The sequence below is a fragment of the Yaniella sp. genome (assembly GCF_030453185.1).
In the GTDB taxonomy this organism is placed as follows: domain Bacteria; phylum Actinomycetota; class Actinomycetes; order Actinomycetales; family Micrococcaceae; genus Yaniella.
The window spans coordinates 54,292-67,103 of record NZ_JAKDKW010000002.1; the positions used below are offsets into that span (position 1 = coordinate 54,292).

Sequence of the window (12,812 nt, forward strand, 5' to 3'; positions counted from 1 at the left end):
TGGCCTAGCTTAGTCAATGTTGTGAGCGCCGCACCGAGTGCTGCAGCAGAGGTTTGTTTTGCACGGCAAAACGCCGGACCAAACGGTCTGTTCGGTCCGGCGTTTTATGCTGTCAAAAGGCTTTAGCCTTCTTCACCGTCTTCATCAATGACGGGTACCAGCGAAAGTTTGCCGCGGTCATCAACCTTGGCGATTTCAACTTGAAGTTTGCTACCGACTGCAACAATGTCGTCAACTTCGTCAACACGTTTGCCATCGTTGAGTTTGCGCAACTCGGAGATGTGTAGCAGGCCATCTTTACCCGGGGTCAGCGAAATGAAGGCGCCGAAACTCGTGGTCTTGACCACGGTGCCCAAATAGCGTTCACCTGCTTCTGGAACCTGTGGGTTCGCGATGGCATTGATGGTATCGCGAGCCTCTTCAGCTGCTTTACCTTCGGTCGAACCAATCAACACGGTGCCGTCATCTTCAATGCTGATGTCCGCTCCGGTGTCTTCTTGGATCTGGTTGATCATTTTACCCTTCGGCCCAATGACCTCACCGATCTTATCTACCGGGATCTTGACCGAGAGGATACGTGGAGCGGTTGGGCTCATGTCGTCGGCTTCATCAATGACCGAGTCCATGACCGACAGGATGTGAAGACGTGCTTCACGAGCCTGAGTCAAGGCGGCTGCCAAGACATCGGCTGGAATACCATCAAGTTTGGTGTCCAGCTGAATGGCGGTGATGAAGTCCTTGGTACCGGCGACCTTGAAGTCCATATCGCCCATGGCGTCTTCAGCACCCAGGATGTCAGTCAACGCAGCATAACGTGTTTCGTTGTCCACGGTGTCGGATACCAGGCCCATAGCAATGCCTGCAACGGATGCACGCAATGGCACACCAGAGTTGAACAGGGACAGCGTTGAGGCACAGACCGAGCCCATGGAGGTCGAGCCGTTAGAAGCCAGCGCTTCGGATACCTGACGAATCGCGTAAGGAAATTCCTCGCGAGATGGAAGCACCGGCAAGATGGCGCGCTCAGCCAATGCACCGTGACCAATTTCGCGACGTTTTGGTGAACCAACGCGTCCGGTCTCACCCACCGAGTATGGCGGGAAGTTGTAGTGGTGCATGTAGCGTTTGGAGGTTTCTGGGCTCAGGGAGTCCAGTTGCTGCTCCATTTTGAGCATGTTCAGGGTAGTGACACCCATAATCTGTGTTTCGCCACGTTCGAAGATTGCCGAACCGTGAACGCGTGGCAGAACTTCTACCTCAGCGGTCAGCTGGCGAATATCGGTTAGACCACGACCATCAATGCGCACCTGTTCGGTCAAAACGCGCTGACGCACGATGTGACGAGTGACCGCACCGTAGGCCTTGACGATTTCGTCATGGCGCTCGGCGTATGGCTTCCCTTCACCGGCTAGTGCCTCAACGACTTCTTGATGGTATTCATCAGAGGCCGCTTCGCGTTCCTGTTTATCGGCAATCGAGAAGATTTCAGTCAAACGTGTTTCGGCGTAATCCTTGACGGCGTCGAAAGCATCCTGCTGGAATGCCACGAACAGTGGGATTTCAACCGGTGCTTTTGCAGCACGGTCGGCTAGGTCTGCCTGGGTGTCGCAGAGGACCTTGATGAACGGTTTTGCCGCTTCGAGGCCTTCAGCAACGATTTCTTCGGTTGGAGCGGAGACGCCCTTACCGTTGATCATTTCCCATGCGCCTTCAGGTGCTTCGGCTTCAACCATCATGACGGCGATGTCGCCATCGTCAGAAACGCGACCGGCGACTGCCATGTTGAACACAGCATTTTGGAGCTGCGAGTGCTTCGGGAAGGCTACCCACTGGGTATCGCCGTTCTCGTCAGCAACCAGAGCAACACGTACGGCACCGATTGGGCCGGCAAAGTCCATGCCGGAAAGTGTGGTCGACATCGACGCTGCGTTAATTGCGACGGTGTCATAAACCTCGTCTGGTGCAATCGAAGTCACGGTGATAACAACTTGGACCTCGTTGCGAATGCCATCGGCAAAAGCCGGGCGCAATGGGCGGTCAATCAGACGTGCCGTCAAAATAGCATCTGTCGGTGGACGGGCTTCACGACGGAAGAATGAACCCGGGATCTTACCGGCTGCATACTGACGTTCTTCAACATCAACGGTCAGCGGGAAGAAGTCGAAACCTTCACGTGGGTTTTTGCCAAAGGTGGTGGTCGATAACATCGATGTGTCTTCGTCAATCGACACCATCGTTGCGCCAGCGGCCTGCTTGGCCAGACGACCGGTTTCGAAACGTACGGTACGAGTACCGTATTTGCCATTATCAATAACGGCTTCTGCAAATTGAATTTCTGGACCTTCCATAGGTCTCCTTTCATACAATCTGCATCAAACCTGAAGGTCGGTCTTCGATCGAAGCCTCCGCAACGTGTGCTCCGGAGGCCACTGTCGAGGACCGGGTCTCGGAACAGGCTTGATGCAAAATATCTCCGGTACCGTTTGGTACCGACTTCTAGTCTAGTTAAACTTCAAGGCGGCGTCCGGTAATTTTCCGGAGCGCCGCCCCAATGTGTGTCTCACCTTATTTGCGCAGACCCAAACGTTCGATCAATGAACGGTAGCGTTCAATATTTTCGGAGTAGAGATACTGCAACATACGACGACGGCGACCAACCAGAGCCATCAGGCCACGGCGGGTGTGGTGGTCGTGTGGGTGATCCTTGAGGTGCGCAGTCAGATTCGAAATACGACGAGAAAGTACAGCAACCTGTACCTCCGGTGATCCGGTGTCACCTTCATGGGTGGCGTATTCGTCAATAATCTGCTGTTTTACTTCACGGGAAATCGACATGAGAAACTCCTTGAGAGTTGTACCGCGTTCATTCAGAGGCCGAGTGTTCGGCCGGTGCCGCCACCGCGGACCGCAGCGTACACCAACGCTCTACGCTACCACCTTCACCCCGAAGCACCCAACTCAGTTCGCTCCATGCGCCACGCAGCTGTGACATAGGGAAGGCGAATACTCGCAGAGTGTCCATAACCCAGGTGTTCCAACAGGTACCAATTGAGGTTGTCATGCATACGTTTTCGTTGCTTGTCGTGTGTGCGAAGGTAGAACGCCCGGGACATCATTAGGTGATGAATTTGTTCAACGGTCAGCTTTTGTTCCCAGCGCCACCACTCCCCCACAGGCTGGGTAAAGCTCGAGCTCAGCTCGGGTGGCTGTTCCACGGGGTGAATGTCTCCGGAGTGCATTATTTTGCACAGTCGCAGCACCCATGCTTGAGATGTATCGATTTGATGATGCACGATGCCGAAGACACCATCGTCGGCAAGCAATTTGGATACTTTCCGACTACCTTGCGGCGTGTCGATCCAATGCCAAGACTGAGCCGCCACCACCAGGTGTGCTCGAGATTCCCACTTAGCAATGTCGAGGTTCTCGATTTTGGACACCACGGTTTCGACTTCTGGGTGTTCATTTGCTAAGACGGTCAGCATGTTAGCCGCTGGATCAACGGCCACCACCTCCCAGCCCGCAGCGACCAGTTGTGCTGTAAACAGCCCTGTACCGGCGCCAAGGTCTATAGCAAGTCCTGGTTGACGTTGGCTCAGAAAATCTAGAATTTCGGACTGATAACCGGGCCGCACACCGTGATAGAGGTCAGCCTGATCGGTGTCAAAGGCCAATGTGTATCGGTGACGGGTGTCCTGGCTGAGCTTTAGGGCGACAGTGGGACGGTTGGACAATGACTTTTATCTCCGAGGTTGGGGTGCATCAATTTCAGGGGCTTTGCCGGATAAGATCTCGCCGGCTTGGCCGACGTCTGCATCCATTTGTTCAATGAGATCGTCAATCCCCGTGAAGGCTTTCATACCCCGTAGACGTGCGACAAATTCAACTGCACAGTGCTGGCCATATAAGTTGAAGTCTTCGAGCACTTCTCCGTCGGGCCGATCAAAAATATGTGCTTCCACGGTCCGTACGATGTCATTAAACGTTGGGTTACTCCCCACCGATATGGCGGCGGGGAGTTGATTGCCACGTTCATCGGTGAACCAACCGGCGTATACTCCGTCCGCAGGGATCATGCCTTGTGAGTCTGAGGCAAAATTGGCGGTTGGAAAGCCGAGCTCGCGACCGCGGGCATGACCGTGGACGATTTCTCCTTCAACAGTATGGTAGCGACCAAGAATACGGCTAGCCTGAGCGACCTTGCCCGCTTCGAGGGTATCCCGCACCCACGTTGACGACCATCGCTCGGTTTCTCCGACGTCATCAACTTGGACGACGTCAAAGTTATGGGCCTTACCGAGTTTGCGCAGGGTGTTAATATCTCCGGTATTGCCGGCGCCGAAGCGGGTGTCCGAGCCGACTACGACAATACGTGCGTTGAGGGCCTCGACCAGAATATTCTCGACAAACTCTTGGGCGGTTTGCGTGGCAAAGTCTAGGGTGTAGTGGATGACCAGAGTGGCGTCCAAGTTGCAGGATTCCAGTAGTCGGATTTTCTGCGGCAGTGACACGATCGGCACCAATGGTTCTTCGGGCAAGTGCACGAGCCGCGGGTGCGGGTCAAAGGTGACAGCGACCGATTGCAGGTCATGCTGTTTGGCGGTGTCGTCCACGAGTTTAAGCACTGCTCGGTGCCCTCGATGTACGCCGTCGAAGTTGCCTAGCGTCACCACAGACGGCGATGGGTGGCCGATTGCGGCGGTACCTGCCCAATATTGCACTTGCTGTCTTCCTTTGCTTCGCGAGCGGTTGACTCTAGGTTAGCCGTTTTGGCCGGTGCTTATACAACCAATACAGGCCGATAATGGGCAAGATCAACGGGATGAATCCGTAACCTACCCCAAACGTAGACCACACGGTCGGCTGGGGGAACATTTCGGGAGCGAGCAACGACCACGCTCCAACGATTATCACCCCAAGTAGTTCAAACCAGACGGCCAGGTGCGCGATCTGCCACGCTCGACGACCGGGTGTTGCCAGGGCGAAGGTTGCGATGATGTACACCAGACCGGATAAGCCGGAAAGCATAAATGCAACGGGCGCTTCATCGAATTTTGATAACAGCTGGAATCCAGAGCGCCACGAGGCGGCCAACGCCAATATGGCGTACACCATAACGAGAATGCGTCCGACTCCTGTGGTACGGCCTGAGGGCTCAGCCATGCCAAATCACCTGCAATCTGTGAATCATGACCAATACGGTGGGGCCAACAGCGGCCATGACCAGATTGGACCAGCGAGTTTTGTCGGTAATCCCCCAGAAGAACGCTATCGGGGGCAAGATCATGGCGGTGAAGATATAACCCCAGAATTCCCAGCCCGGTCCGTTTAACGGGATGGGTGAGATCAGGGCATACACAGCATACACCGCGAGATACAGTTCAACTGCGGCCAATGAGAGGATCGAAGAGTCTGCCGGGTGATTCCGGAAAATGGTAGCGATAATGCATATGACCGCTGAGAGAGCGCCAATAGTCGCGCCGGTAATGAACCAGCCGTTGAGAATCATGCCGGTGCTCCGGTGATATCTTCCATTGTGGAGAATACAATTTCCGGTTTGGACTCTATCTTGCCAGCGCGTTCGGCATCTGTAATCAAGGCAATGACCTTGCCTTTGTCCAAATGCGCCGCAAGAAGTTCTGTGGAATCCGACGCGGTAATACGCCGACCGTGTACGAGATCTGTTGCTTCGGCTTCGCTGACAGTCCGCGTTGGAAATAGTTTTGCGGCCGCCGTAGAAATATCGGTGTAGCGGAATTCTTTTCCGAGTTGTTCTAGAGTAACAGCGTTATCGACATGGTAGGGGCCGACCGCTGTACGTCGTAGGGCGGTCAGGTAGCCACCGGTTTGTAATGCTTCACCAATGTCTCTGGCTAACGCACGGATGTATGTTCCAGGTGTGCAGACCACTTCGACATCGACGTCTATGGTCTTGCCATCGTGGGCTCTACGAATCGCTTCGATATCAAAGCACTGGATGGTGACTTCACGAGATGGGATTTCAACGGTCTCACCGTCGCGCACCCGCTGATAGGCACGTTTACCATCGATTTTGATAGCCGAAACTGCTGACGGCACCTGCTGAATGGTCCCGGTGAGGTCGTTGATGGCGCGTTCAATGTCGTCGACGGTGACGGCATTTGCTAGTCGAGTTTGAACGATCTCGCCGTCAGCGTCGTCTGTCGAGGTGTTGTGTCCAAGGCGAATCGTTGCCCGGTACGTTTTGGTGGTTTCCACGATGTAGGTGAGCAGACGGGTGGCCTTGTTGAACCCGATGACCAACATTCCTGTAGCCATCGGGTCCAGCGTGCCGGCATGGCCCACTTTTCGGGTACCGGCAATTTTGCGGGTGCGAGACACCACATCGTGGGATGTCCAACCCGCAGGTTTGTCTACCAGTATCAGTCCCGAAACGAGTCCAGCCATGTTGTTATTCCTTGTAAGGGTCTTCGTCGCCCGCATAGGTTGCGGAATCGCGTTGAGCAGCGATTTCTGCATCCCGTGCTTTGGCTTCGCGCAATACTTCTTCTAGTTGTGCTGCACTTTCGGGAACCGTGTCGCGGATGAGTTCCAAGGTTGGAACCAAACGGATGTTGAGGCCTCGACCCATTTCACGGCGTAACAGGCCACGGTTTTCTTCCATTGCACGGTGTGCACTGGCTACCGCTTCTTCATCGCCAAAGACGGTGTAGTACACGGTTGCCTGCTGCAGGTCGTTGGTGACACGAGCCTCGGTGAGGGTTACGTTGTCAATACGATCGTCCTTGATCGTTTTCTGCAAGGCTTCAGCGAGGATAACTTTGATCCGTTGTGCCAAGCGTGCGGCACGTGTGTGATCTGCCATTGTAGATCTCCTGAGGTATGGGCCCGCGGCGCCCCGGTCTGGAGCGCCGCGGGTGTGCAAATTAGTCGCGTGGCTTCTCTTGCATCTCGTAGTTTTCGATGATGTCGCCTTCGCGGATGTCGTTGATCTTGCCAAGTCCAATACCGCATTCGAAGCCCTCGCGAACTTCGGTGACATCGTCGGTGAAACGACGTAGCGAGGTAACCGTCACGTTATCGCCGACCACCTTGCCGTCACGCAGCAAGCGCGCCTGAGTGTTGCGGCGCATGATGCCCGATGAAACCATCGAACCGGCAATAGTACCGGCCTTCGATGAACGGAAGATCTCGCGGACTTCGGCGCGGCCGAGGACCACTTCTTCGTAGATCGGCTTGAGCATGCCCTTGAGTGCCAGTTCGATGTCGTCAATGACGTCGTAGATGACATTGTAGAAGCGCATATCGACGCCTTCTTCATCCGCGATTTCGTTGACGCGCTCAGCTGGACGCACGTTGAACCCGATGATAATAGCGTTATCAACGGTTGCCAGGTTGACGTCGTTCTGTGTGATTGCACCGACACCGCGGTGGATAACACGTAATTGAACTTCGTCTTCTCCGCCAACATCGACCTGCATGAGCGAATCTTCGAGTGCTTCAACAGGACCGGATGCGTCACCTTTGATAATGAGGTTGAGCGTATCCAGTTTGCCTTCGGCAACTGCCTGATCGAACTCTTCCAGAGTGATGCGTTTACGACGACGAGCCAGTGTTGCGTTGCGCTTGACTGTTTCACGACGCTCCGCAATCTGACGTGCAGTGCGTTCGTCGTTGGTTACCAAGAAGACGTCGCCTGCACGTGGCACGCTGGACAGGCCGAGGACCTGCACCGGACGTGATGGGAGGGCTTCGCTGACGGTTTCGCCATATTCGTCGAACATCGCACGAACACGACCGTGTGCATCTCCGACTACCACGGTATCGCCAACACGCAGCGTACCGGTTTGGACAAGCACCGTAGCCACAGGACCGCGGCCACGATCGAGGTTGGCTTCAATAGCCACACCGCGTGCGTCACGATCTGGGTTTGCGTTGAGTTCAAGTGCGGCGTCTGCCGTCAGGAGGACCGACTCAAGCAGACCGTCAATATTCTGGTTCTGGAGGGCCGATATTTCCACGAACATGGTGTCGCCACCGTATTCTTCAGGAACCAGGCCGTATTCGGAGAGCTCAGCGCGGATACGATCCGGGTTCGCGCCTTCCTTGTCGACCTTGTTAATGGCCACCACGATCGGTACTTCAGCGGCTTTGGCATGGTTGAGCGCTTCAATTGTCTGCGGCATAACGCCGTCATCAGCTGCTACTACCAGCACGGCAATGTCAGTGACTTTGGCACCGCGGGCACGCATGGCGGTAAACGCCTCGTGGCCCGGAGTATCAATGATTGTCACCGCACGGTCTTTACCTTCGTGTTGAACATCAACCTGGTAAGCACCGATGTGCTGGGTAATACCGCCGGCTTCAGATTCGCGAACCCGTGCTTTACGAATCGCATCCAAAGTACGGGTTTTACCGTGGTCAACGTGACCCATTACAGTCACCACGGCAGGACGAGCGATCATGTCTTCTGCAGCGTCTTTGTCATCCAAATCGATGTCAAAGTCGTCAAGAATTTCACGGTCTTCATCTTCTGGGGAGACGATCTCGACTTTATAGCCGATCTCAGCGCCCAATACCTCAAAGGTGGCCTCATCCAGCGACTGGTTCGTGGTAGCCATTTCACCAAGGTGGAATAGCACAGTCACCAGTGCTGCCGGGTCTGCCTTAATTTTGTCGGCAAGATCAGCAATGGAAGAACCACGGCGAAGACGAATAACAGTATTGCCGTCGCCCCTAGGGACGTTCACGCCACCGATTACCGGTGCCTGCTGATGCTGATCGTCATTACGCTGACGTCTCTTCGAACGGCGACGACGACCAGTCTGCGGGCCGCGACCGAATGCACCCTGAGGTGAACCGCGACCAGGACCACGGCGTGGACCTCCGCCACCGCGACGTGGGCCGCCACGGCCTGCGTCTGCTGGTGTAGGTTTCTGGATCTGGTCCGGCATCATTGCTGGTGTTGGGCGTGGGCCAGACTCGCGTGGCTGCTGTGGCTTCGCACCAGGCTTTTGACCTGGTTTAGGTCCTGCCTTGGCAGGGCCTTTACTTGGCCCTGGCTTCGGCGCTCCACGACCAGCGGGACGTGGGCCTCCACCGCGTTCTTGACGCATGCCCTGTTGTGGGGCGAACGGGTTGTTCCCCGGACGTGGCCCCCCACCGCGTGGGCCAGGACGTGGCGCTGTGGTGTCTTGTTTGGCTTGGAAAGGATTGTTGCCTGGGCGTGCTGCTCCTGGTTTTGGAGCAGCCTTTGGACCTGGTTTTGGAGCTGCCGGCTTTGCGGCAGGCTTCGGGGTGGCAGGCTTTGCCTCAGGTTCTGGTTCCACGGGCTGTGGTTCTGCAGGTTTGGGTTCTGCAGGTTTGGGTTCGGCAGGTTTCGCAGCTGGTTTTGGCGCTTTTTCTTCGGGCGCTTCAGCTTGCGGTTCAGGTTTCGGTGCTGCGGCCTTCGGCTCTTCAGCCGGCGCTTTGGCTTGTTCCGCTTTCGGTGCAGCAGGCTTTGCCGGCTTAGGTTTCGGAGCGGCAGGCTTAGCTGGCTGCGGTTTTGCAGCCGGTTTTGCAGCCGGTTTTGGCTTCTCCTCAGGTGCCGCATTTTCAAATTCGGCACGCAGGCGTTTCACCACTGGTGGTTCAATAGTTGAGGAAGCTGAAGATACAAACTCGCCAATTTCTTCGAGTTTGCTCAGCGCCTCGCGGGAAGGAATCCCAAGTTGCTTGGCAACTTCGTGGACGCGCAATTTCGCCACGATTCTCCTGTTCTGGCTGAATCGTGGCCTGCACTATTTAGTACACAACCGCGATTCTGGCCGGTCGAATGTATGCTCTGTCGTCATACGCACAAGACCGCCTAACAGGTGGCTCATGCGTCGTGAGCTGACTTTGATATTCATCGTTGGGCACTCATCGTGTGCTCACCGGGTATCCATCAGTTCTCTGACCCGCTTTCATCATTGTTCGGTGTGTTGGTGTCATCTTCACGACACTTGAGCAGTGCCGCTTCGAGCTTTTCGGTATCGACTTGATTGCGAAAAGCACGATTGAACGCACGCCTTTGTAGCGCCGTAGATAAACACCCCGGCTCGCGATGCACCCATGCACCCCGTCCCGGCAATACGCTGCGCTCATCGATCACCAATGATCGGGAATCAACGGTTCTGTCATACGCAACACGTACTAGGTTTGTAGTCATTTCGCGCGTGCGACATCCGATACATAATCGCATCGGTTTATGGTTGGCCATAGCCCTCCAGATCTATCAAACGCGCGTCGACCTGTACTAGTCTAACTCAATTCGGCTCATTGACGCCAAAGCGCTTAGTCGTCAGCGGATGTTTGGGCCGCAACCTGCTGTTCGTAGACCGACTCCCCCATAATATCGATACGCCATCCTGTGAGTTTTGCTGCCAAGCGAGCATTCTGTCCTTCCTTACCGATGGCCAGCGATAGCTGATAATCGGGGACAACGACAGATGCTGATCTCGTGGCTTCGTCGACACCGTACACTTTGACTACTTTTGAAGGCGATAGCGCTGCCGTTATGAATTTCACAGGATCTGCGGAGTGGTCGACGATATCAATTTTCTCATCATTGAGTTCAGTCATGACAGCACGCACACGAGCACCCATCTCACCGATGCATGCGCCCTTCGCGTTGATGCCGGGTTCGTTTGCGCTGACCGCAATCTTGGTGCGGTGACCCGCTTCGCGTGCTATCGCTGATATCTCTACTGTGCCGTTGGCAATTTCGGGGACTTCAAATTCAAAGAGTTTCCGGACAAGACCGGGGTGAGAACGCGATAGCGTTACTGATGGTCCCTTGTTGCCGCGGCCTACTGATACCACGTAAGAACGCAAACGTGTGCCATGAGAATAATTTTCGCCAGGGACCTGTTCGGCCGGTGGAAGAACCGCCTCCACGCTGCCCAGGTCTACCTGGATCATGTGAGGGTTTGTGCCCTGTTGAATCACACCGGACACAAGCTGATCTTGTTTGTCTCGGAACTCTCCTAAGACTTGATCATCTTCGGCGTCTCTCAAACGCTGCACGATAACTTGTCGTGCCGTTGAAGCAGCCACTCGCCCAAAGCCCGAAGGAGTGTCGTCGAATTCCCCGATCGGTTCGTCATCCTCACCATATTCTGTTGCCCAGATGGTGACTTTTCCCGATTTTGTATCGAGTTCGGCACGAGACTGCGGAATCGCGCCTGGAGATTTGTGGTAGGCCAACAAGAGCGCCTGTTCTATTGTTGGGATGAGCTGCGCCAACGGAACCTCATGTTCCGTCTCGAGCATTCGAAGCAAGGAAATATCGATGTCCACCAGGTTCCTCCGTGTGTTCATTCACTTGTGATTCTGTTATACGTTCAATTATTTTCTGAATACTGTCAGAGTATCCTGGCTATTTTAGCTGAACTTGCACGATTGCGTTAGAAAGCTGCTCGTACCGATAGTGTTCTGGATCAGAATATTTGACCGGCATGCCCTTCTTCGCCCCCGGAATGATTTGCACCAGCTCAACACCATCGTCGTCAACACTGTGGATCTTGGCGTCGTCAGGCTCACCGCCGTCAAGCATGACATTTACTACACGTCCAAGATTCTTATCCCAGTGGTGCTGACGGACCAGGGGCCGATCAATGCCTGGCGTCGAGACTTCAAGCGTGTACGTCTCTGTTCCGATTTCAGGGATGTAGTCTCCCTGCGCATCAAGGGCGGCCGAAATCTCGTGAGTTACTTCGGCGATTGAGTCAAGAATGACACCGTCAGAGTCATCGACACGGTCTACAAATACTGATAGCACCCGGTCGCCAGGTGCTCCCCCAACGACGACTTCTTCGCACCACAGTCCATGACCTTCAACTATGGCACCGATGAGGGCTTGTAGCTCGGATCGCTCCATAGAGTCCAGTTCAGATACAGCTGGTTTTGATTCAGATGAATTTGTTGCGAAACTACGACGGTTAGCCATAATGCGTTGATGCACTCCTTGTAGTGTTGGTAATACAGTTGTACCAACCTCGGGGACGTCTTGGTGTTGTTGAAGATAACTGTGACACAATACTGTGATGTGATGGAACTGAATTCGACCGCCCCTACGGAGAAGTCTCGTCCACGAGTGCTTCGTGGACTGGTTGCAATAGTTGTGACCGCCGCTCTTGTTGGACTTGGAATCTGGGTTGGGTCCAGTTATTTCCGAGGGGCGGAAGGGGTCGCACCTTCAGATAGTGAGCTGTCAGCCTCGCAACATACAAGTCATCTAGTTCGGTCGCTGCGTATTTCAGCAGCTTCCAATACAACGCCGCCCAACATTGCTTCTATTCCCGAGGCTGCAGCTGGAGTTGAACCGTTTGAATGCGGAACTCGATTTTCAACGGCTTTAGAAGATGCGGTTGTTGACCTGGTCGGTGTCGATTATTTATCGACCGTTGCTGGATCTCGCTCGCTCGATGTAGAGCCCTGGCGGGTTCAGCAAACGCAAGCTCATACTGGCGCCATTGCACTTAAGCAGTTATTTCCTGAAGAGTGTACCCCCCAAGTTCCGATAGTGTACTCGCTGGATGCCGATATGCGTTTCGCCGATGCCATCAGTGTTCGTCAGATGCTCCTGGGGTCGGATGAACTCGTCGAGGAATGGTCACAGCTCTACTTGCTCGCGGAAACCGAAGAGGAACGAGAGATCGCTTTATCGGGGCTCTGGCAGGTTGTGAATTGGGAAGCCTCGGCGTCTCCCGGGCGCTCCCCTTTCTCTCTGGTTTGGTAATTTCCAAGCAGCATCTCTGAATCAGTCTGTGTGCACGAAAAAACGGCCAACACGTGCTGGTTGGCCGTTTTTC

General features: G+C 54.7%; 13 protein-coding genes. 1 reads left to right on the forward strand and 12 read right to left on the reverse strand.

Annotated elements, in window-relative coordinates:
• Window positions 1-122: 122 nt before the first annotated feature.
• The 12 genes from L0H14_RS00740 to L0H14_RS00795 form a co-directional block, all read right to left on the reverse strand.
• Window positions 123-2,348, reverse strand: coding sequence for a polyribonucleotide nucleotidyltransferase (locus L0H14_RS00740; protein ID WP_301415904.1), 2,226 nt, complete (start codon window positions 2,346-2,348; stop codon window positions 123-125).
• Between the two features lie 217 nt (window positions 2,349-2,565).
• Complete coding sequence (rpsO, locus tag L0H14_RS00745) at window positions 2,566-2,835, reverse strand: 30S ribosomal protein S15 (protein WP_301415902.1); 270 nt, start codon at window positions 2,833-2,835, stop codon at window positions 2,566-2,568.
• A 104-nt stretch (window positions 2,836-2,939) separates the two neighbouring features.
• Window positions 2,940-3,734, reverse strand: a complete 795-nt coding sequence (locus L0H14_RS00750; RefSeq protein WP_301415900.1) for a trans-aconitate 2-methyltransferase — start codon at window positions 3,732-3,734, stop codon at window positions 2,940-2,942.
• Between the two features lie 6 nt (window positions 3,735-3,740).
• Window positions 3,741-4,721: a bifunctional riboflavin kinase/FAD synthetase gene (locus tag L0H14_RS00755; protein ID WP_301415898.1), complete on the reverse strand. Its 981-nt coding sequence runs from the start codon at window positions 4,719-4,721 to the stop codon at window positions 3,741-3,743.
• 34 nt (window positions 4,722-4,755) lie between these two features.
• Window positions 4,756-5,163 (reverse strand): hypothetical protein, encoded by a 408-nt coding sequence (locus L0H14_RS00760; protein WP_301415896.1) that lies wholly within the window; start codon window positions 5,161-5,163, stop codon window positions 4,756-4,758.
• Window positions 5,156-5,509: a hypothetical protein gene (locus tag L0H14_RS00765; RefSeq protein ID WP_301415894.1), complete on the reverse strand. Its 354-nt coding sequence runs from the start codon at window positions 5,507-5,509 to the stop codon at window positions 5,156-5,158. The genes L0H14_RS00760 and L0H14_RS00765 overlap by 8 nt, the downstream gene beginning before the upstream one ends.
• Window positions 5,506-6,426 carry a tRNA pseudouridine(55) synthase TruB gene (gene truB / locus L0H14_RS00770; protein ID WP_301415892.1) on the reverse strand — a complete coding sequence of 307 codons (921 nt, stop codon included), beginning with the start codon at window positions 6,424-6,426 and terminating at the stop codon, window positions 5,506-5,508. The genes L0H14_RS00765 and truB overlap by 4 nt, the downstream gene beginning before the upstream one ends.
• Window positions 6,427-6,430: 4 nt before the next feature.
• The gene (gene rbfA, locus L0H14_RS00775) at window positions 6,431-6,844 is read right to left on the reverse strand and encodes a 30S ribosome-binding factor RbfA (protein WP_301415890.1); all 414 of its coding nucleotides are present in this window, start codon (window positions 6,842-6,844) and stop codon (window positions 6,431-6,433) included.
• Between the two features lie 61 nt (window positions 6,845-6,905).
• Entirely contained in the window at window positions 6,906-9,725 is a 2,820-nt protein-coding gene (gene infB / locus L0H14_RS00780) for a translation initiation factor IF-2 (RefSeq protein WP_301415888.1), read from the reverse strand.
• A 179-nt stretch (window positions 9,726-9,904) separates the two neighbouring features.
• On the reverse strand, window positions 9,905-10,219 hold the full coding sequence (locus tag L0H14_RS00785; RefSeq protein WP_336621680.1) for a YlxR family protein: 315 nt from the start codon (window positions 10,217-10,219) through the stop codon (window positions 9,905-9,907).
• Between the two features lie 74 nt (window positions 10,220-10,293).
• Window positions 10,294-11,298, reverse strand: a complete 1,005-nt coding sequence (nusA, locus tag L0H14_RS00790) for a transcription termination factor NusA (protein ID WP_301416013.1) — start codon at window positions 11,296-11,298, stop codon at window positions 10,294-10,296.
• Between the two features lie 79 nt (window positions 11,299-11,377).
• The gene (locus L0H14_RS00795; protein ID WP_301421311.1) at window positions 11,378-11,878 is read right to left on the reverse strand and encodes a hypothetical protein; all 501 of its coding nucleotides are present in this window, start codon (window positions 11,876-11,878) and stop codon (window positions 11,378-11,380) included.
• A 645-nt stretch (window positions 11,879-12,523) separates the two neighbouring features.
• On the opposite strand from L0H14_RS00795, the gene L0H14_RS00800 reads away from it, so the two are divergent.
• On the forward strand, window positions 12,524-12,739 hold the full coding sequence (locus tag L0H14_RS00800; protein ID WP_301421312.1) for a hypothetical protein: 216 nt from the start codon (window positions 12,524-12,526) through the stop codon (window positions 12,737-12,739).
• Window positions 12,740-12,812 lie beyond the last annotated feature (73 nt).